Below are 19,078 nucleotides of genomic sequence, written 5' to 3'. Positions count from 1 at the left end.
GGTCAGGCCGCGGTCGACCCGAATTCCGGAACCGCGTCCTTCAGGATCGTCCTGATGGTGGCCCGATCGTCGCGTGCGATCGCCTGCTCCAGCGCAGCGATCCATTTGCGCAACGTCTGCATCGGCGGCTCGTTCGGCTGCGCCGCCATGATGCCGGCGACGCCGATCTCGCGGGTCGGCTCCTCGGAGGCGAACAGGATCTCGTGCAGGCGTTCGCCGGGCCGCATGCCCGTGAACACGATCTCGATGTCGTAGCCGGGTTGCAGGCCCGACAGACGGATCATGCGCTCGGCGAGATCGACGATCTTCACCGGCTGGCCCATGTTGAGCACGTAGACCGAGACGTCCGAACGCTGCGTGCCGAGCGCATGCGTTGCCGCCGTGATGACGAGATCGCAGGCCTCGCGAATGGTCATGAAGTAGCGGACCATGTCGGGATGCGTCACCGTCACGGGGCCGCCGGCCTCGATCTGGGCCTTGAACTTCGGCACCACCGAGCCGTTCGACGCCAGCACGTTGCCGAACCGGACCGAGATCAGCCGCATCGGCCGCCTGGCGCCGCCGCTCCCTGCCGCAAGATCGTGGTCGAGCGCCTGGCAGTACATCTCGGCGAAGCGCTTGGTGAGGCCGAGCATCGACACCGGCTCGATCGCCTTGTCGGTCGAGATCATCACCATGGCTTCGGCGCCGGCGCTGAGCGCGGCATCGGCGACGTTGATCGAGCCGAAGATGTTGGTCTTGACGCCCTCGCTCCAGTCCCGCTCGAGGATCGGCACGTGCTTGAGCGCGGCGGCATGGAACACGATGTCCGGCTTGAACTCGGCCATCAGGCGCATGATGCGCTCGCGGTCGCGAATGTCGGCGATCCGCCCTTCGACCGCAGCAGCCGTGCCCTGCGCCGCGAGCGCTTCGGTGATCGCGTAGAGCGCCGGCTCGGAATTTTCCACGATCAGGAGGCGCGCGGCGCCGAACGCGACGACGCGCTCGCAGATCTCGGAACCGATTGAGCCGCCGCCGCCGGTGACGATCACGGCCTTGCCCTCGATCAGGGCTTCGAGCCGCGCATAGTCGATCGTCTCGCTCGGCCGCAGCAGCAGATCCTCGACCGCGACGGCCGTGAGCCGCGGCGTATCGCCGCTTTCCAGCGAGGGCATGCGGTTCACGATCACCCCCAGCTTGCGCGCCCGCATGAGTATCTGTTCGGGATGAGACTCCGGATCGAACGCGGTCGGCGTCATCACGATGCGCGCGATCGCCTTGCTGCGCTTGGCGAAGTCGGCGACGACGTCCTCGATGTCCTCGACGCCGCCCAGAACCGGCACGTTGCGGATGGACTGGCCGCGATCGGAACTCGACGGCGACAGCACGCCGACCGGCCAGATGCGTTTGATCGCCCCGCTCTCGATGCCGCGGAGCAGCACCTCGGCATCCGCGGCGCGGCCGATCAGCAGCGTCGGCGCGGCATCATCGGTGCGGGCGTGACGCCGCACCCGCGTGTATCGGAAATAGCGATAGGCCATGCGCAATGCGCTGAGGAAGGAGACCTCGAGGAACCAGTACAGAACGATCGTCACCTTGCCGAGAAAGAAGGTGCCGCGGACGTTGGGGGCGACGAAGATGTAATCGAGCACGAGCAGGGCAACCGTCAGCACGGTTGCGACGCGGATGATGTTCATCGCGTCGGGCAGCGAGATGAAGCGCCATTTCGTCGTGGTCAGGTTGAAGATGAAGAACACGACCACGCTGAAGGCGAGGAAATAGGGCAGGATCTCGAACAGCAGCGGCAGGCGATCGTAGAAGCCGTCGCCGCCCTCGAAGCGCAGATAGAAGGCAGCGAACAGCGCCGCCGTGGTCGCCAGCAGGTCGTGGAGCGCGATCAGGAAATTGCGCAAGGTGAGATGCGAAAGACGCGTCATCCGCGGACCGATGAAAATCCCGTTGGGTGCAACCTGACCGCGCTGATAGCCCATCTCGACCGGACTTGCCAGTACAAGGCTGCCAGTACAAGGCTTGCCAGCCGCGCGGCCGTTCAGGAACCGGCTTCCCCCATCTTCACCTCGACCTGCTGCGCCCGGAGCACCATGCCGCCGGCGACGCCGACGCCGATGACGTACATCCAGCCCTCGTGGAAGTCGAACAGGTGGGAGTTGAACAGCGAGGTGAAGACGTTCTGGACCACAACGAGGAGGCCGACCCAGTTGGCAAACCCGTCGCCGCGAAAGAACAGCAGGTGCAGGATCCAGATCGAATAGAGCACGGCGATGCCGATGACGCCCCATTGTACGGCAACGTTCAAGGTCTGGTTATGCGGGTTGCCGATCACCTCGGCGGACGCCTGGTACCGACCACTGGGTGTTGCGACACGCTCGAACAAACCGCGCGTCGAGCCGGTGCCGTGCCCCACGACCGGCGCCTCCGCGAAGAAGCCGAGGGATTTCCGCCAGAACTCGAGCCGCAGGCCAAGCGAGGTCGGCTCGCCTTTTTCCACATAGCGCGTGTAGTCGCTGGCGAAGGTCTCGGCGGTCTTGCGCAATTGCGGCGAGGCCTGCCAGGCGAGAACCGCACCGGCGAGCAAAGCGATGGCAATGATCGCGATGCTGCGCCATCTCAGGTGCAGCAGCGCGAACACGCCGAACAGGATCGGAATGGTGACGAGCGCGGTGCGCGATACCACCACGAAAGCCATGTTGACGAAGAAGCTGAACGCCAGCGCCGTGAGCAGGCCGGCGATCCAGTAGCGCTTCTCGCGCAGCAGCAGCACGATCGGATAAGCGAGCGCGACCGCGCAGAGCGTGAACTCCTGGCTCTGGTCGATGTAGTTCTTGACGAAGATGCCGCGTTCGGCGGGATCGGTCTTGAGCGCGAGGTTCGGGTAGAAGGCGACCAGCCACGACATCACCGACAACAGCGCGCAGGACACCAGGAAGGCGACGAACACCCAGTGCCCGCGCGGCGAGCGCGCGAAGTGAAAGAGCAGAACCGGCAGCACCAGCAGCTTGACGGTGGGATTGACCGCGTAGAAACGCGCCCCCCAGGCCGCGTCCGACCACAATGTCCCCACCAGCGCGAGCAGGACCAGCGCGATCGGCGCGGCGCAGATCGGACGCTTGAGCGATTGCAGGAACTCGCGAACGTCGAGGAAAGGCACCATGCAGAGCAGCATCAGGGCGTTGAATATCCCCGCAAGCGAGGTCGACCATGGCAGCGAGGCCGCGGTCAGGATCGCGAACAGGTCGACCGTCTCGCCCCAGGCCGCCGGACTGCGCAGGCGCCGCCACAGCATCCGGCCGGTCGTCTCCCCGGCCAGCGCCGTCACTTGCCCCCTCCCCGCGCGCGATGAACCAGCGCCGTCGTGCTGAAGCCCTGGAGAACGTCGACCAGCACGACCGTCCCGCCCGCCGCCTCGACGACCTCGTGGCCGACCACCTGCTCGCGGGTGTAATCGCCCCCCTTCACCAGCGCGCTCGGCTTGATCCGGGTGATCAGGTCGATCGGCGTATCCTCCTCGAAGATGACGACGAGATCGACGGCTTCGAGCGCCGCCAGCACTTCCGCACGCGCCCGCTCGTCCTGAACGGGGCGATCGGCGCCCTTCAGCCGCCGCACCGAGGCATCGCTGTTGAGGCCCACGATCAGGCGGTCGCAGGCGGCGCGCGCCGCGGTCAGCACCTTGACGTGGCCGGGATGCAGGATGTCGAAGCAGCCATTGGTGAAGCCGACGCGCTGGCCCTGCCGCTTCCATTCCGCAAGCTGCGCCTCGAGCGCGCCCGGCTCGAGCACGATCTTCTCCTCGGCGGCGAGGGAGGCATGCGGCAGGATCTTTCGCTTCAGTTCGGCCGCAGTCACGCTGGCGGTGCCCTGCTTGCCGACGGCGACGGCGGCTGCGGCAGCGGCCATGCGCAGCGCCGTATCCCAGTCCGCGCCCGTGGCGAGCGACACCGCGAGCGCGGCGGCGACGGTATCGCCGGCGCCGGAGACGTCGCGCACCTTCACCGGAACGGCCGGAACGTGAACGGCCTCACCGTTTCGCGGCACCAGCGTCATGCCGTGCTCGCCTTGCGTGACGAGAATCGCCTCGCAATCGGCGAGCCGCATCACGTCCTCGCTGGCATCGACGATGCTCTGCGGCGTGTCGGCGCGGCTTCTCGTGGCCTCCGCAAACTCCTTGCGATTGGGCGTGAGCAGCGTCGCGCCGCGATAGATCGCCCAGTTCAGGCTCTTGGGATCGACGATCACCGGCTTGCCGAGTTTTCGCGCGGCGTCGATCGTGTGCCGGATCACGCGCGCGGTCAGCACGCCCTTGGCGTAGTCGGAGAGCAATACGATGTCGGCGCGCGCGATCTGGGGCAGGATCGCATCGATCAGACTGGCCTCGACGTCATCGGATGCAGCAACCGCCTGCTCCCAATCCGCACGCAGCATGTGCGTGGAAAAATGCTCGGAGACGAAGCGAACCTTGCGCGTTGTCGGCCGCGACCGATCGCACACCAGCACGCTTTCGATCCCACCCTGCTCCGCAAGCGCCGCGGCGAGTTGCTTGCCCGCGGCATCCTCGCCGACGAGGCCGACGAAGATGCAGCGCGCGCCGAGGGACGCGACATTGCGCGCGACATTGCCGGCACCGCCGATATGGATCTCGCTGCGCTGGGCGGCGATGACCGGCGCCGGCGCTTCCGGCGAGATCCGCGACACCTCGCCGTAGACGAACTCGTCCAGCATGATGTCGCCGATGCACAGCACCGTGCGACCCGAGATGGCTTGTGCAAGGGCATCGAAATCGAGAATGGGCGTCGCCATGGTCAAGGAGCCTCAGCGGAAGCGGTCGGGCCGGTCGAGATAATCCCCGACATAGGCCTTCACCGCATCCTCGAGCGTCTTGAAGCCGCCATTGTAGCCGGCGCGCTGGAGGCGATCGACCTCGCTCTGGGTGAAGTACTGGTAGCTGTCGCGAATCTGCTCGGGCATGTCGATGTATTCGATGTTGGGCCTGGCGCCGAGCGCGGCATAGGCCGCGAGCATCAGGTCCTTGAAGCTGCGGGCCTTCCCGGTTCCGACGTTGAAGAGGCCGGACACCGATGGCGTCGCCAGCAGCCACATGACGACGCGCACGACGTCGTCGACATAGATGAAATCGCGGCGCTGATCGCCGTCGGCGATGCCCTCGCGATGCGACTTGAACAATTGCACGGCGCGGCCCGCTTTGACGTCGTCGAAGCGCCGCGCCAGCACGCTCATCATCGAGCCCTTGTGGTATTCGTTAGGGCCGAACACGTTGAAGAATTTCAGGCCCGCCCATTGTGGCGGCAGCCGATCGCCGTTCGCGACTCGCTCGGCAACGGCAAGATCAAACAGATGCTTGCTCCAGCCGTAGAGATTCATCGGCCGCAGCTTCTTCAGCGCAGGGACCGAGGCGTCGTCGTCGAAGCCCTCCGTGCCGTCGCCATAGGTCGCCGCCGAGGAGGCGTAGATGAACGGCACGGCGCCCGCCGTGCACCAGTCCAGCAGACGCATCGACGTGCGGAAATTGGTCTCGAACACGAGATCGCCGTCGGTCGCTGTGGTCGCGGAAATCGCCCCGAGATGGATCACGGCATCCAGCTTGCGGCCCTTCATCCAGTCGAGCAACTCGCCCGGGGGGACGATATCCACAAGCTGGCGCTTGGCGAGGTTGCGCCACTTGCCGTCACTGCCAAGGAAGTCACAGACCGCGACGTCGCCGCGGCCCGATTCATTGAGGGCAGCCACGACATTCGATCCGATAAAACCGGCCCCGCCGGTCACCAGCAACATTTTGAAATCCCTGCCCGATGTTTTGCGGCCCGGTCCTGCCGTAGCGCATGATCCGCCAAAGTGTAAGCGGTTTTGGGATTGGCGCTTCTGGCGGCTTTACCTGCCGGCCCGGAGCGGCTAACCGAACCACCGGATCCGATCGCCCCCGGCTTTGTTTAACGAATGAACCAAGATTCGCAATATAGTGGATATACGGATCGGAGCGACACCCGCCCGATCCTGATCGTTCCCTACATGTGGATCGGCGATTTCGTCCGGGGTCACACCGTGATCCGGGTCCTGAAGGAGCGCTGGCCGAACCGGCCGGTAGATCTCCTGACCACCTCCCTGTGCGCCCCGCTGGTGGACTACATGCCCGGCGTGCGCGCTGGCATCGCCTGGGACCTGCCTCGCAGCCGGCTGGCCATACGGCGCCAGCTGGGCCTCGCAAAGCTGCTGCGCGAGCGCAACTACGGCACCGCCCTGGTGCTGCCCCGGACCTGGAAGGCGGCCATCGCGCCGGCGCTGGCGGGCATCCCTGAACGGGTCGGCTTCGTCGGCGAGTTCCGGTTCGGCCTGCTCAACCGCTGGCGCTGGGGCGAGAAAAAGCTGCCCCGTTTCATCGACAAGAACGCCGTCCTCGCCCAGCCCGACGGCGCCCCCCTGCCGCCGGAATGGCCGGTGCCGCAGCTTCGCGTGCCGGCCGAGGAGATCGTCCGCTGGCGGCAGGCCAATGGCCTCAGCGCAGGCGCCGCGGTGGCGCTCGCCCCCGGCTCGGTCGGCGCCTCGAAACGCTGGACCTATTATCCGGAAGCCGCCCGCTTGCTGGTCGAGCGCGGCCTGGAGGTCTGGGTGGTCGGCGGCCCCGCGGAAAAGGGCCTCGCCCAGCAGATCGTCGCAGCGGGCGGCCCGGCGGTGCGGGATCTCACCGGAAACGATCTGCGCAACGGTGTGCTGGCCATGGCCGCGGCGGGCGTTGCCATCTCCAACGACTCAGGCCTGATGCACATCGCAGCCGCGCTGGGCACGCCGACCATGGGCATCTTCGGCCCGACCAGCCCCTATCTCTGGGCCCCCCTCAACGGCCTCGCCGCAACCGTGGTCCAGGACAAGAGCGTGCTCGCCTGCCAGCCCTGCCAGAGCACGATCTGCAAGATGAACGACCACCGCTGCATGCGCGATATCGCCGCTACGGAGGTCGTGGCGATCGCGCAGCGGGTGCTGGGTGAGGCGGGGGCGCACGAGCGCCAAAGTTGAACTCTTAAATCCGGCAGCAAGCGCCTCGCCAAAGTGCGCTATGCACCGATTGCGCCCAATTCTGAAACGCAGCTGGATGGCGCGATGGGCCAATTTCGGAAGTCGGAGGAAGCGATCAGTACCTCGCGACCACCGGGCCGCCAAATTTCCAGCCAAGCCGTCCAGTCACCGTCCAAAGATTTTCTTTGACGGCGATGGTGCAAGGCTGCCCAGGGCCCGCGCCGCAGCTATAGGTCGGGCGAGCATTGAAGGTGTTGTCTCTCGTGCCTAACGGCAAAAAATCTCCCTCGATACCCAGAATCACGTTGTTGGTCACTGCATATTCAAAGCCGGTGCCAACCACGCCGCCGACACGCGTTTCACTTCCGGTGGTCGGTGTGAAGCCAACGGGCAGGCAGGCGCCGGTCGCGGTGATCCCATTGCAGGTACGGAAGTAATCTTGGTGCACCCAAGCGGCGCCGCCTTTGACGTAGAGCAAAGCTCTGTCCCAAGCGTAGCCAGCGCGCGCTGTCGCCATGAAGATACTTGAGACGTGAGAATTGTCGGTACCCGAGGTAGCCAACACGGGCACGTTGCTCCCCCTCAGGTTCGCCCAATCGCCGGAAAGCTCCACGCCAACTACAAAATTGCTTGCTTGCCAATTGTAGCCAATCTGGCCGCCCACTACGCCGCCGCGTACGTTGTGACAGCCAGCGTCGAACCCTGCAGATACAAAGTTCCAGCAATTCTGGCCGCCGCCGCCGCCACCATTGACGCCAATGTAGAAACCGGACCAGTCGTAAACAGCAACTAAGGAAGGCGGCGGAGCCTTGGTGTGAGTGCGGGCTGGCAAGTCTGCGGCCGAAGCCGCCGATATCCCCAACGCCGGCGCGCTCAGCGCTATAGCGAATTTCTTCATTGGGTCCCCAATAAAAGTGCGCCTGAAACTCCGCGAAACTAACAGCTGAGCGGCGGATTGCTGTTACTCAGTTGCCACAGGCCTGTCTTTTGTCCAGGCCAATATCCGATTTGGGTCAAAAGCGTCGATTGGGCGGCTGCCTTGCCATTTCCGGATTGCCTTCAGGAGCGGACAGTTCAGCGGCACGCTCCGACGAAGCCGCGCGGCGAGACGCCGGTCTGATCAAACGGGGAGTGGTCCATGCGCCACAGCGCGCGGACTACGGGCCCGCAGCCGCGGGTGATCGGGCATTTCGGGACGATACCTGTCTAGCACTGTTTTGCCCGACGGGTCAAATCGAATTCGTAAAATCCGCAAGAGACAGCACCGGCCGCCAAGCCATTGATTCCGTTATCCCCAGCTACTGTGCATGGGGTTGTTTTCGCGTTTTCTTGTTTTCGGCGCCTGAAAGCGCTGCTCAGAGCAGCGACCGATAGACCTCGCCGATCCGCGCCGCTTCCGCATCGAGGCTGAACTTCGCAAGCACCCGCGCCCGACCGCGCTCGCCCATCGCGGTCGCAGCTTGCACGTCACGCATCAACGGCTCCAGCGCCGCGGCGAGCGCCTCGGCATCGCCCGTCGGGATCAGGACGCCGGTGACCCCATCCTCGACCACGAGCCCAGCCGCACCCGCACGCGCGGCGACGAGTGCGCTGCCCGCCGCCATCGCCTCGATCAGCGTCAGGCCAAAGCCCTCGTTGCGGGAGGTGAAGGCGTAGATCGTCAGCCGCTGATACCAGCGCTGCACCTCTTCGATCGGCAGTTCGCCGGTGATGACGATGCGCGATTGCAGCCCGGCAGCCTCGATCCGTTTCTTCAGGTCGTTCGCGAAGGGCGCCTGCTCCGGCGTGACTTGGCCAACGATGACGGCGGTGAAATCGGGATAGCGCGGCAGCAGCCGGCACATCGCATCGACGAACACATCGGTGCCCTTCTGCGCACGGACGCGACCGAAGCAGCCTATCGCATAACGGCCCGGCAGCGCGGCTTCCGCGAAGGCAGCGGCGCGATCGGCCGGCGGCGCGTAGATGTCGGTGTCGACGCCGTGCGGGATCACCGTCGCCTTCACCTTCAGGAACGAGGCCGAGAGATCCGACGTCGCGATGATCGCATCCATCTGCCGGATCAGCCAGCGCGTGATCCAGCTGTGATGCCGCTGCGCCGCCGAGGTGAAGACCAGCTTGAGCGGCCAGCCGAGCGCGCGCAGGGCGACGCCCGCGATCATCTCGTTGTTGCGCCGCGCATGCCAGATCAGCGGCGCCTTGCGGCGCCACAGTTTCAGGAAATCGGCACCGCTCAGCCGCGCAATGCCTTCCGGAGCGTCCGAGCCGAACCATGCCGCGCGATAGAGCTTTGCCAGCCGCGGCGCGACCATCCGGTTGGTCGCGGTGACCCCGGAATAGCGCCTGTGCAGATTTGGCACGATCACTTGCAGATCGCTCGGGGGATTCGCCACGTCACACTCCGTTTAGCAGGCCCCCTATACGCAACATTAAGCATAGTGACCAGTTCAGCCGCGCCGATACCCCCTCTTCACCACGTAAACGTTAGCTTGCAGCGTTGATCGAAGACGGGTGAGATCATGACTGTGCTAGTCACCGGCGGCGCCGGCTATATCGGAAGTCATACGGTCCTGGCGCTGGCGGAAGCCGGCGAGGACGTGGTCGTGATCGACGATCTCTCCACCGGCTTCTCCGCATATCTGCCCGAAGGCGTGCCGCTGTTCATTGGCGATGCCGGCGACGAGAACCTGCTCGAAGGCGTGATCTCCCAACACAACATCGAGAGCATCATCCATTTCGCCGGCTCGGTGGTGGTGCCGGAATCGATGCGCGATCCGCTCGGCTATTACCGCAACAATTTCACGACCGCACGCAATCTGCTCAACGTCGCGGTCAAGCGCGGCATTGGCCGCTTCATCTTCTCCTCGACCGCCGCGGTCTATGGCGATCCGGACCAGGTGCCGGTGCCCGAGCACGCGCCGACGCGGCCGCTATCGCCCTACGGCTCGTCGAAGCTGATGACCGAGATCATGCTGCACGACGTCGCCGCCGCCTACGGCATGCAGTACGTGACCCTGCGCTATTTCAACGTCGCCGGCGCCGATCCGCAGGCCCGCATCGGGCTTGCCACCGTCGGCGCCACGCATCTGCTCAAGATCGCGGTGGAAGCCGCGACCGGCCAGCGTGCCAAGATCGACGTCTTCGGCACCGACTATCCGACCCAGGACGGCAGCTGCATCCGCGACTTCATCCACGTCACGGACCTGTCGCAGGCGCATCGCTCGGCGCTGGCCTACCTGCGCAATGGCGGCGCCTCGACGACGCTCAATTGCGGCTATGGCCGCGGCTATTCGGTGCTGGAAACCATCGACGCGGTGCGCCGGGTTTCGGGGCGCAGCTTCGCCGTGCAATACGCCCCGCGCCGGCCCGGCGACATCATGACCATGGTGGCCGACACCAGCCGCATCCGTGGCCTGCTCGACTGGAAGCCGCAATACGACGACCTCGAGACCATCGCCGCCCACGCTTTGGCCTGGGAGGACAAGCTGTTCCGCGAGCGCCACGGCGAGCTCCGCCAGGCCGCCTCGGCCTAGATTCCATCCCGGCGCAAGTCCTTAATGGGGCTTGAAAAGCGCCGCTTTAGCGGGCACAGAGGCCGTTCGATCCCCTGACGCGCAGGCAGGCTTTTCCTGCGCCGTCAATGGACTACGGATGGCGCAGTTTCCAAAGAAAATCACCGACGATCCCTATGCGGCAGCGGTCCTGATTCGCCGCCTGGTCACGGAACAGGGGATCATCTACTGGCGGCGCTACCTCGTCGCCTTCGCGCTGATGGCGCTTGCCGCCGGGTCGACCGCGGGCGCGACCTACGTGCTCGGCCAGGTCATCAACCAGGCCTATGTCGACAAGAACATCCCGGGCATCGCGATGTTCTCGGGCATCACGGTGATCCTGCTCTTCATCAAGGGTGTGGCGACCTACGGCCACATGGTGATCCTGACCAAGATCTCCAACGCCATCCTCGCCACCAACCAGCGGCAACTGTTCGCCAAGCTGATGCGCGAGAGCGTCGGCTTCTTCTCAGAACGGCATTCGTCTGAATTTCTGGCACGGCTGACGGCCGGCGCAAAATCGATCACCGACGTCCTCAACATGCTGGTCAACGCGGTCGGACGCGACCTCATGATGCTGCTCGCCATGATCGGCGTGATGGTGTGGCAGGACCCGGTGATGTCGTTCATCGGCCTCGTCGTGGTGCCGCCGGCGATGCTGGTGCTGCGCAAGCTGGTCAAGCGCATCAAGGGCCTCGCTTTCAACCAATTCACCGGCACCGCCGACATCATGGAGACCATGCAGGAATCGCTGCAGGGCATCCGCACGGTGAAAGCGTTCACGCTCGAAGACACGATGCAGAGGCGCATCGACGAGAACATCGCGATCGTCGAGCGCAACGCCAACAAGATGGCCCGCGTCGCCAACCGCTCCAATCCGCTCATGGAGATGCTCGGCGGCTTCGCGGTCGCCGGCTGTTTGCTTTACGGCGGCTACAGCGTGGTCGCGCTCAACGCCACGCCCGGCGCGTTCTTCTCCTTCATGACTGCGTTCCTGATGGCGACCGAGCCGGCCAAGCGGCTGGCGCGGCTCAACATCGATCTGAACAGCCAGCTCGTCGGCGCGCGCATGCTGCTCGAAGTCGTCGACAGCCCGGCCACCGAGCACTCCGACGACGACAAGCCGGCGCTGAAACTGTCCGACGCGCGGATCGAGCTGCGCGACGTCAGCTTCTGTTACCGGACTGGCGAGACCGTGCTCAACCGCATGAGTTTTGTCGCCGAGCCCGGCAAGGTCACCGCGCTGGTCGGCCCGTCCGGCGGCGGCAAGTCGACCGTGCTGGCGCTGCTGCTGCGCTTCTACGAGGTGACGCAAGGCGACATCGTGATCGACGGCCAGTCGATCGGCGCGATCTCGCGAAAATCGCTGCGGGCGCAGACCGCCTATGTCGGCCAGGACGTCTATCTGTTCCGCGACACCATCCGCAACAACATCGCCTTCGGCAAGCCGGGCGCAACCGAGAACGACATCATCGATGCCGCCAAGGCGGCCTGCGCTCATGATTTCATCATGGGCTTCCCGCTGGGCTACGACACGCCGGTCGGCGAGCACGGCACCCAGGTGTCGGGCGGCCAGCGCCAGCGCATCGCGGTCGCGCGCGCGCTGCTCAAGAACGCCCCGATCATCCTGCTGGACGAAGCCACCGCCGCGCTCGATTCGGAGTCCGAGAAACAGGTGCAGGAGGCGATCGAGCATCTCTGCCAGAACCGCACCACCATCGTGATCGCGCACCGCCTGCACACGATCATGCACGCCGACGCGATCCTGGTGGTCGAGGGCGGCGAGATCGTCGAGCAGGGCCGGCATGACGAATTGCTGCGGCGCTCCGGCCGCTACGCCTCGTTCTTCCGCCTGCAACATCGCGACGCCGGCGCTCTGGCGCCGATCAGCGCAACCGCATAGAGTTCGTTTCACCTCACGAGCAGCGAGACCGATACATGAACGCCGCCTCCTACGTCATCCCGCTTCCAGCCCAGCCGTCTCTTCCCGTCGTCGGGGAAAGCGGCCGCTATCCGGTGCGCCGCATCTGGTGCGTCGGCCGCAACTATCTCGAACACATCCGCGAGATGGGCAACGACGAGCGCGCCCCGCCGTTCTTCTTCGCCAAGCACGCCGACATGCTGGTGCCCGACGGCGCCACCATCCCCTATCCGCCGCTGACCAAGGATCTGCATCACGAGGTCGAGCTGATCGTCGCGATGAAGAGCGGCGGCCTCAACATCCCGGCCGAAAAGGCGCTCGACCATGTCTACGGCTACGCCGTCGGCATCGATCTCACCCGCCGCGACCTCCAGATCGCCTCGCGCAAGAAGGAGCGCCCGTGGGAGATCGGCAAGTCGTTCGACGGCTCCGCTCCGTGCTCAGCGGTGCAGCCGGCCTCGAAGATCGGCCATCCCGCCAATGGCAAGATCTGGCTCACGGTCAACGGCAAGGAGGCCCAGAAGGGCGATCTAACCGAACTGATCTGGAACGTGCCCGAGATCATCTGGCAGCTCTCGCAGCAGGTGAAGCTCGCCGCCGGCGACATCATCATGACGGGCACGCCCGCCGGCGTGTCGCAGCTCCAGCCGGGCGACAAGCTCGAATGCGGCGTCGACGGCGTCGGCACGCTGAAGGTCTCGATCGGCCAGCCGGAATAGGCTGCACGACATCTCGACATCGAAAGGCCCCGGACATGTCCGGGGCCTTTTCTATTCAGATCGCCTCTACCAGGCCTTCACCGTTCGATTGGCGTGACTCACCTGCGGGACGCCGCGGTTGAGCGACATGTGCGAATGCACGCACAGCCAGCCATCGGCGCTCCTCGAGAACACCATCGTCGCTCGGCCCGGACGTGGAAACGCGCTGCCATCGGGATGATAGCCCGTGCTCGTCCACGGCGCGACCACGGTCGCCATCGTGCCGTCGGGAGACGCGAGGATCGAGATCTGCTCGGGCACAAAACGGAAGTCGCTCGTCTTCGGCCAGACGTTGTCCCATTGCGTTGAGACCCATTGATCGAGGCCGGGGATGACGTCGTTATGCGTGCCGAAGGCAAGCACCTCGGGATGAAAGAGCGGCCTCGCCGAAGCGTAGTCGACCTCGCGGACATAGCCGGCGAAGGTTTCCAGCCACTGACGGAAGAACTGCGTTGTCTCTGTATTCGCGGTCGGCAAGGAGGCCATTGCCTGCTCCATATTCGGCAACTCAATCACGGCAATCCTTGTTGCCATGGCCCGAACTGTCCAGCAAGACTGGCGGCTCGTCGTCTTCGCCGCCGGATCAAAACCGAGAACTGCAGGGCGGACTAGCGACTTGTCCACCTACGCACTTACCGTAACGCCGACAGCACGATGAGGCCGAGGATCAGCGCCGTCAGCGAGTATTTCAGCGTGTAGTACACGTTGCGATTCCACTCCTTGACCTTGCGGCTGCCGAGATGGATCTCATAGAGCTTGCCGAACACCTTGTTGAGCACGCCGACGCTCTCGCCGTCGACGTTCTGAGTCGCCGAAGCCTTGACGATATGATGGCTGACCCAACGGTTGATCGCGGTCATGAAGCCGAACCTCATCGGGCGCTCGACGTCGCAGAACAGGATGATGCGGTTGACGTCGGTCGCATTCTCCGCGCTGTGGATGAACGTCTCGTCGAACATGAAGGCCTCACCGTCGCGCCAGACGCATTCGACGCCGTCGACCAGGATACGGCACTTGTTCGAGTTCGGCGTGACGAGGCCGAGGTGATAGCGCAGCGAGCCCGCGAAGGGATCGCGGTGCGCCCCGAGCTTGCCACCGGGCGGCAGCATCGCGAACATCGCCCCGTGCACGCTCGGGATCGAGTTGAGCAGCTCCACCGTCTTCGGGCACAGCGTACGCGCCGAGGGCAGGAAGTCGTCGTACCATTTCAGATAAAATCGCTTCCAGCCGCTCTTGAAGAATGAGTAGAAGCCCCAATCGTTGTTCTTCGCGGCCGCGCGGATGAAGCCCTCGTCGAACAGGCGCACCGCTTCGTCGCGAATGGTCTCCCAGTTCTCGCTGAGCGGCTTGAGCTCGGGAAACTGCTCGACCGAGATCACCGGCTTGTTCGGTACCGCCGAGCCCGCATACATCAGCACGTTGTAGGGCGCGAGATAGGTCGAATGATCGCCGAGCTGGCGCGCAAAGCGCAGCCGCTGCTTGCCACGGAAGTGAACGTAAATCGTCGAAGCCGCAAGCACATAGAGAATGACAAGTTGCGGCGCAAAAAGCTGTTTCAGCATTTCCCCAAACCCGAGTAACCCAGCCGGGGACGTGATCTACTCTGAGCCGGCCCCAGCGGCAAGATATTGGCGGTGCAGCCTGAGGCTGTTCCGCAGGTCGTGATCGGGCCGGCCCCTGCCGTACCGCGCACGATTACAAATCGCGGCCGCCTCCCCGTCAATCCCGGCGTTGCGGGCGGTTTCCGACCTATTATCCTGGTTCCAGGGATTGGGAAGTCGGGGTGCATCTTGGAGACACCGCGGTCGTTGGCGGGCTGTACGCTCACTCTGTTTCTGCTTGGAATATCCGCGTCTCGCCGCGGCCGTGAAGGCGAACGGCGTCTTCGCACTTCAAATCAGCGGGCCGGCACCGGTCGCCGCCTACGGGTTCAATCAGATCAATCTCGGCGACAGCACGGAAAAACTCCTGGCGCAGCTCGGAAGCCCGTTCCATGTCGGGCCGAGCGGACTCGAGAAGACCGAACTCTGGACCTATGGGCCCTGGCCTTTCTCATTCGAGGTGCGGGAGGACTGCGTTACCTCGATCCGGATCAGCGATCCGACCGTCCAGTAAATTCGATTGCGTGGGTGCCGGTCAAACCCGGGACAACGCCTGGAGACCCTTGAAGGTCAGGCGCTTGGGGTCGGTGACGCCGGCAAGATAGAGCCGGCGGATGAAGGCGATGACGGCGTCGCGGTCGCAATCGGTCAGCGCGACGACGGCGTCGACCGCGATTTTCTGGGCTTCCATTGGGCTCACCTCGGCCTTGCGAGTAACCCCGGCCGAGACAGGCTAGGACTCATCCGTTAAATCGGCGTTAACCGTTCGGCCAGCATCGCCGATTCACCCCGGCGCCCGTATACGCAAAACAACGCATTGCCGGGGGCACGGCCGCTCAACGCGCATTGATGCTCTTCTTCAGCAGCGCGAACTGCTTCTTCAGCCTGGGCACGGCAAAGTCGGTGAACGCCCTCACCTTTGGCACCGAGAGCCGCCCCTGTGGGCAGATCAAATGCGCGGGCATCTCCGGATCCTCGTCGGCGGCCAGCACGATCTCGAGCTCGCCGCGCCCGACGGGCTCGGCCACCTGGTACGAATACATCCGCGCCACGCCGCGCCCGGCGACCGTGGACGCCACGGCCGCATGGGTGCTGTTGACGACGAGGCGCGGGGTGAACTGGACCGTGCGGGCTGCCGACGAGCCGGCCTGTGGAGCAAAGGTCCAGGAATTGGGCAGATGCGCCATCGCCACGATCTGATGCTTGGCGAGATCGCCGGGCTCGGTGATGCGCGGATGCTGCTTCAGATAGCGGGGAGCTGCCACCACGACGCGACTGATCTCGCCGATCCGCATCGCCACCATCGCCGAATCCGCGAGATGGCCAATGCGAAGCGCGATGTCGACGCCCTCCTCGATCAGGTTGACCGCGCGGTCAAACAGCAGGAGCTTTGCCGATACGGTCGGATAGGCGTCCAGAAACGCATCGAGGATCGGCCGCAGCACCATCTCGCCCGACACCACCGGAGCGGTGATCGTGAGCACGCCGCGCGGCGCCGTACGCGGCCCGGCCGCGATGTCGTCGGCCTCCTCCAGCTCGATCAACACGCGACGGCAGATCGCGACATAGCGCTCGCCCTCCTCGCTCAGCTTGATCGACCGCGTCGTCCGGTGCAGCAGTTCGGTACCGACTCGCTCCTCCAGGAAGGCAATGGCGCGGCTGACCGCCGCCGGCGAGCGGCCGAGCTTGCGGCCTGCGGCCGCCAAGCTTCCCTCGTCCACCGCAAGGACGAACACCTTCATCGCGTCCAGACGATCCATGCGCTTCCGCCACCCGTCAAATTCCTGTGACAAGCTAAGCGTTCGCCCCGGCCGCGACAACCGCCGCCAACGGCCGGTCCGGCATTCGTTCGCGCCACGTAACAGTGTCTGCCGGACAACGTGTATTCGCAGCCGGGCTGCTGGAGCGTAGCTCAACCTCCAAGCCGGCCGCTGCTGGCCCAGGTTTTCAAGCCAACAACAGGAGCCCGTCATGGGTATCGAGCAGAAGGTTGCCGTCATCACCGGTGCATCGCAGGGCATTGGCGCCGCCCTGGTCCAGGGTTTTCGTGACCGCAACTATCGCGTCGTCGCAACGGCGCGCTCCATCAAGCCGTCGGGCGACGATGATGTCCTCGCCGTCCCCGGCGACATAGCCGACCGGAGCACCGCCGAGCGCGTGGTGTCGCAAGCCGTCGCCCGCTTCGGCCGCGTCGACACGCTGGTCAACAATGCCGGCATCTTCGTCGCAAAGCCTTTCACCCGGTACACCGCGGAGGACTATGCAGCGGTGATGGGCACCAACGTCGCGGGCTTCTTCAACATCACGCAGCTCGCCATCGCCGAGATGGAGAAGCAAGGCTCGGGTCATGTCGTACAGATCACGACGACACTGGTGGATCAGGCCAACTCGAACGTGCCCTCGGTGCTGGCCTCGCTGAGCAAGGGCGGCCTCAACGCCGCGACGAAGTCGCTCGCGATCGAATACGCCAGGCGCGGCATCCGCGTGAACGCAGTGGCGCCCGGCGTCATCAAGTCGCCGATGCACCCCGTCACGACGCATGCGCAGCTCGGCGCGCTGCACCCGGTCGGCCACATGGGCGAGATGTCCGACATCGTCGATGCCGTGCTCTATCTCGAGCAGGCGAGCTTCGTCACCGGCGAGATCCTGCATGTCGACGGCGGCCAGAGCGCCGGCCACTGAGCGCAAGAGGAGAGACACCATGCCGATCGTCACCATTCAAGTGACCCGCGAGGGAACGACGCCGGGCGCGGCGTCGCTCACGGCGGAAGAGAAGGCCGCGCTGATCGAGGGGTCGAGCCGGCTGTTGCTCGACGTGCTCGGCAAGCCGCTCGATTCCACCTTCGTCGTGATCGAGGAAGTCGACACCGACAATTGGGGCTGGGGCGGCCTGCCCGTGCCGGAATTCCGGCGCCGCCGCGCCGCCCGGACAGGATGATCCGCGCGCGACCGAGCGCGCAGGAGGATGAAATGACCAACACAGGTACGAAGCAACACGTTAAGGCCCGGCCGCATCAGCGGCCGGGACCGGCTTCACAACAGACTTCACAAATGAGCTGGCGATACGCCGCGGCTGGCTTGTCCGCATCGCTGGTCGGACTGGGCCTTGCCCGCTTCTCCTACACGCCGCTGATCCCGGCGCTGATCGCGGCAAAGTGGTTCAGCGCGTCGGATGTCGTCTATCTCGGTGCGGCGAATCTTGCCGGTTACCTTGCCGGCGCACTCGCGGCACGCGCTGTGGCCGCCCGCATTGGCGCGGTGCGCGCGTTGCGTGCGATGATGCTGCTCGCCACGCTCTCTTTCTTCGCCAGTTCAACCCCGGTGTCGTTCGCCTGGTTCTTCGCCTGGCGCTTCCTGTCGGGTCTCGCCGGCGGCATCATCATGGTGCTGGCGGCCTCCGTCATCCTGCCGCACATTTCGGCCGCGAGACGCGGCATCGCTGGCGGCGTGATCTTTGCGGGCGTCGGCCTTGGCGTCGCCGCCTCGGGCACGCTGGTGCCGCTGCTCCTGCAACAAGGCTTGCAGCAGAGCTGGTATGGTCTCGGCGCCCTGTCTGCCCTGCTCACTCTTGCGAGCTGGTGGAACTGGCCTGCGGAAGCCAAGGCTGATGCTGCGCCTTTGCATCACGCGAAGCACCAGCATGCATCGACGGCGGCCCGCGCGCTGCTGGTCCAGTACGGCCTCAACGCGGTGGCGCTGGTGCCGCACATGGTCTTCATCGTCGATTTCGTCGCGCGTGGCCTCGGCCAGGGTATTGCCGCGGGATCGCGCTACTGGGTGCTGTACGGCCTCGGCGCGGTCGTGGGCCCGCTCGTCACCGGCCATCTCGGCGACCGCTCGGGCTTCGGCCCGGCCCTGCGGGCAGCCTTTCTGATCGAGGCGGCGGCCGTGCTGCTGCCGACCGTCAGCACCGCGCCGGTCTCGCTGATCGTGTCGAGCGTCGTGGTCGGCGGCTTCACGCCCGGCATCGTGCCGCTGGTGCTCGGACGCATCCACGAGCTCGTCCCGCACTCGACCGAGCAGCAGCGCGCGACATGGAGCCACGCCACCACGAGCTTTGCGCTGTTCCAGGCGGCCGCCGCTTACGGCTTCTCCTGGATCTACGCGCAGACCGGCGGCGACTATCTGGTCCTGTTTGGGCTCGGCGGCGGCGCCGTTGTGCTTGCACTTGCGATCGATCTCGGGCTGGCGCTCACGACGCGCAAGGCATAACCGCAGACG

18 protein-coding genes are annotated in these 19,078 nt (G+C 65.2%); 8 read left to right on the top strand and 10 right to left on the bottom strand.

All coding sequences use genetic code 11. The annotated features are described in order from the left end of the window. Positions 1–2: 2 nt before the first annotated feature. The 4 genes from NR187_RS28635 to rfaD form a co-directional block, all read right to left on the bottom strand. Positions 3–1,916 carry a nucleoside-diphosphate sugar epimerase/dehydratase gene (locus NR187_RS28635; protein WP_256808452.1) on the bottom strand — a complete coding sequence of 638 codons (1,914 nt, stop codon included), beginning with the start codon at positions 1,914–1,916 and terminating at the stop codon, positions 3–5. A 113-nt stretch (positions 1,917–2,029) separates the two neighbouring features. Continuing rightward, positions 2,030–3,316, bottom strand: coding sequence for an O-antigen ligase family protein (locus NR187_RS28630; RefSeq protein ID WP_256808451.1), 1,287 nt, complete (start codon positions 3,314–3,316; stop codon positions 2,030–2,032). Beyond that, complete coding sequence (rfaE1, locus tag NR187_RS28625; RefSeq protein WP_211385031.1) at positions 3,313–4,797, bottom strand: D-glycero-beta-D-manno-heptose-7-phosphate kinase; 1,485 nt, start codon at positions 4,795–4,797, stop codon at positions 3,313–3,315. The genes NR187_RS28630 and rfaE1 overlap by 4 nt, the downstream gene beginning before the upstream one ends. A 12-nt stretch (positions 4,798–4,809) precedes the next feature. Continuing rightward, positions 4,810–5,790 carry an ADP-glyceromanno-heptose 6-epimerase gene (gene rfaD, locus NR187_RS28620; RefSeq protein ID WP_256808450.1) on the bottom strand — a complete coding sequence of 327 codons (981 nt, stop codon included), beginning with the start codon at positions 5,788–5,790 and terminating at the stop codon, positions 4,810–4,812. A gap of 162 nt (positions 5,791–5,952) precedes the next feature. On the opposite strand from rfaD, the gene waaF reads away from it, so the two are divergent. Next, a complete protein-coding gene (gene waaF, locus NR187_RS28615; RefSeq protein WP_256808449.1) occupies positions 5,953–7,026 on the top strand; it encodes a lipopolysaccharide heptosyltransferase II in 1,074 nt (357 codons plus the stop codon). Positions 7,027–7,141: 115 nt separating this feature from the next. On the opposite strand, the gene NR187_RS28610 is transcribed toward waaF, so the two are convergent. Further along, positions 7,142–7,924, bottom strand: coding sequence for an outer membrane protein (locus tag NR187_RS28610; protein ID WP_256808448.1), 783 nt, complete (start codon positions 7,922–7,924; stop codon positions 7,142–7,144). A 457-nt stretch (positions 7,925–8,381) separates the two neighbouring features. Further along, a complete protein-coding gene (locus NR187_RS28605) occupies positions 8,382–9,419 on the bottom strand; it encodes a glycosyltransferase family 4 protein (protein ID WP_256808445.1) in 1,038 nt (345 codons plus the stop codon). Between the two features lie 126 nt (positions 9,420–9,545). Between NR187_RS28605 and galE the strand changes: the two genes are divergently transcribed. From galE to NR187_RS28590, 3 genes are all read left to right on the top strand, one after another. Continuing rightward, complete coding sequence (galE, locus tag NR187_RS28600; RefSeq protein WP_256808444.1) at positions 9,546–10,559, top strand: UDP-glucose 4-epimerase GalE; 1,014 nt, start codon at positions 9,546–9,548, stop codon at positions 10,557–10,559. Positions 10,560–10,677: 118 nt separating this feature from the next. Beyond that, positions 10,678–12,480: an ABC transporter ATP-binding protein gene (locus NR187_RS28595; protein ID WP_211385025.1), complete on the top strand. Its 1,803-nt coding sequence runs from the start codon at positions 10,678–10,680 to the stop codon at positions 12,478–12,480. A gap of 35 nt (positions 12,481–12,515) precedes the next feature. Further along, a complete protein-coding gene (locus NR187_RS28590) occupies positions 12,516–13,217 on the top strand; it encodes a fumarylacetoacetate hydrolase family protein (protein ID WP_256808443.1) in 702 nt (233 codons plus the stop codon). Positions 13,218–13,283: 66 nt separating this feature from the next. On the opposite strand, the gene NR187_RS28585 is transcribed toward NR187_RS28590, so the two are convergent. Continuing rightward, positions 13,284–13,742 carry a nuclear transport factor 2 family protein gene (locus tag NR187_RS28585; protein WP_211385023.1) on the bottom strand — a complete coding sequence of 153 codons (459 nt, stop codon included), beginning with the start codon at positions 13,740–13,742 and terminating at the stop codon, positions 13,284–13,286. Between the two features lie 146 nt (positions 13,743–13,888). After that, positions 13,889–14,818, bottom strand: a complete 930-nt coding sequence (locus NR187_RS28580) for an aspartyl/asparaginyl beta-hydroxylase domain-containing protein (RefSeq protein ID WP_256808442.1) — start codon at positions 14,816–14,818, stop codon at positions 13,889–13,891. Between the two features lie 277 nt (positions 14,819–15,095). Between NR187_RS28580 and NR187_RS28575 the strand changes: the two genes are divergently transcribed. After that, positions 15,096–15,371: a hypothetical protein gene (locus tag NR187_RS28575; RefSeq protein ID WP_256808441.1), complete on the top strand. Its 276-nt coding sequence runs from the start codon at positions 15,096–15,098 to the stop codon at positions 15,369–15,371. Positions 15,372–15,392: 21 nt separating this feature from the next. Here the strand turns inward: NR187_RS28575 and NR187_RS28570 are convergent, their stop codons facing one another. Together NR187_RS28570 and NR187_RS28565 are read right to left on the bottom strand one after the other, a co-directional pair. Continuing rightward, entirely contained in the window at positions 15,393–15,548 is a 156-nt protein-coding gene (locus NR187_RS28570; RefSeq protein WP_167768006.1) for a hypothetical protein, read from the bottom strand. 145 nt (positions 15,549–15,693) lie between these two features. Next, positions 15,694–16,617 (bottom strand): LysR family transcriptional regulator, encoded by a 924-nt coding sequence (locus NR187_RS28565; protein WP_211385021.1) that lies wholly within the window; start codon positions 16,615–16,617, stop codon positions 15,694–15,696. 211 nt (positions 16,618–16,828) lie between these two features. Here NR187_RS28565 and NR187_RS28560 point away from each other — a divergent pair, with 211 nt between their 5' ends. From NR187_RS28560 to NR187_RS28550, 3 genes are read left to right on the top strand one after another with little or no spacing between them, the layout of a single operon-like run. Then, entirely contained in the window at positions 16,829–17,539 is a 711-nt protein-coding gene (locus tag NR187_RS28560; protein ID WP_211385020.1) for an SDR family NAD(P)-dependent oxidoreductase, read from the top strand. Positions 17,540–17,558: 19 nt separating this feature from the next. Beyond that, complete coding sequence (locus NR187_RS28555; RefSeq protein ID WP_211385019.1) at positions 17,559–17,795, top strand: 4-oxalocrotonate tautomerase family protein; 237 nt, start codon at positions 17,559–17,561, stop codon at positions 17,793–17,795. A 32-nt stretch (positions 17,796–17,827) separates the two neighbouring features. Further along, positions 17,828–19,069 (top strand): YbfB/YjiJ family MFS transporter, encoded by a 1,242-nt coding sequence (locus NR187_RS28550; protein WP_256808440.1) that lies wholly within the window; start codon positions 17,828–17,830, stop codon positions 19,067–19,069. The last annotated feature ends 9 nt before the right edge of the window (positions 19,070–19,078 follow it).

Origin of the sequence: Bradyrhizobium sp. Bra64, assembly GCF_024519875.1 — a bacterium.
GTDB classification, from domain to species: Bacteria; Pseudomonadota; Alphaproteobacteria; order Rhizobiales; family Xanthobacteraceae; genus Bradyrhizobium; species Bradyrhizobium japonicum_G.
Note: the sequence above shows the minus strand (reverse complement) of the source record. Positions and strands in the feature narration are given on the sequence as shown.

Coding starts and splice junctions, on each gene's coding strand:
- NR187_RS28555 (WP_211385019.1), top strand. CDS start 17,559: ATGCCGATCGTCACCATTCAAGTGACCCGCGAGGGAACGACGCCGGGC.
- NR187_RS28590 (WP_256808443.1), top strand. CDS start 12,516: ATGAACGCCGCCTCCTACGTCATCCCGCTTCCAGCCCAGCCGTCTCTT.
- NR187_RS28635 (WP_256808452.1), bottom strand. CDS start 1,916: ATGACGCGTCTTTCGCATCTCACCTTGCGCAATTTCCTGATCGCGCTC.
- NR187_RS28580 (WP_256808442.1), bottom strand. CDS start 14,818: ATGCTGAAACAGCTTTTTGCGCCGCAACTTGTCATTCTCTATGTGCTT.
- NR187_RS28610 (WP_256808448.1), bottom strand. CDS start 7,924: ATGAAGAAATTCGCTATAGCGCTGAGCGCGCCGGCGTTGGGGATATCG.
- NR187_RS28570 (WP_167768006.1), bottom strand. CDS start 15,548: ATGGAAGCCCAGAAAATCGCGGTCGACGCCGTCGTCGCGCTGACCGAT.
- NR187_RS28565 (WP_211385021.1), bottom strand. CDS start 16,617: ATGGATCGTCTGGACGCGATGAAGGTGTTCGTCCTTGCGGTGGACGAG.
- NR187_RS28560 (WP_211385020.1), top strand. CDS start 16,829: ATGGGTATCGAGCAGAAGGTTGCCGTCATCACCGGTGCATCGCAGGGC.
- waaF (WP_256808449.1), top strand. CDS start 5,953: ATGAACCAAGATTCGCAATATAGTGGATATACGGATCGGAGCGACACC.
- galE (WP_256808444.1), top strand. CDS start 9,546: ATGACTGTGCTAGTCACCGGCGGCGCCGGCTATATCGGAAGTCATACG.
- rfaE1 (WP_211385031.1), bottom strand. CDS start 4,797: ATGGCGACGCCCATTCTCGATTTCGATGCCCTTGCACAAGCCATCTCG.
- NR187_RS28585 (WP_211385023.1), bottom strand. CDS start 13,742: ATGGCCTCCTTGCCGACCGCGAATACAGAGACAACGCAGTTCTTCCGT.
- NR187_RS28550 (WP_256808440.1), top strand. CDS start 17,828: ATGACCAACACAGGTACGAAGCAACACGTTAAGGCCCGGCCGCATCAG.
- rfaD (WP_256808450.1), bottom strand. CDS start 5,790: ATGTTGCTGGTGACCGGCGGGGCCGGTTTTATCGGATCGAATGTCGTG.
- NR187_RS28595 (WP_211385025.1), top strand. CDS start 10,678: ATGGCGCAGTTTCCAAAGAAAATCACCGACGATCCCTATGCGGCAGCG.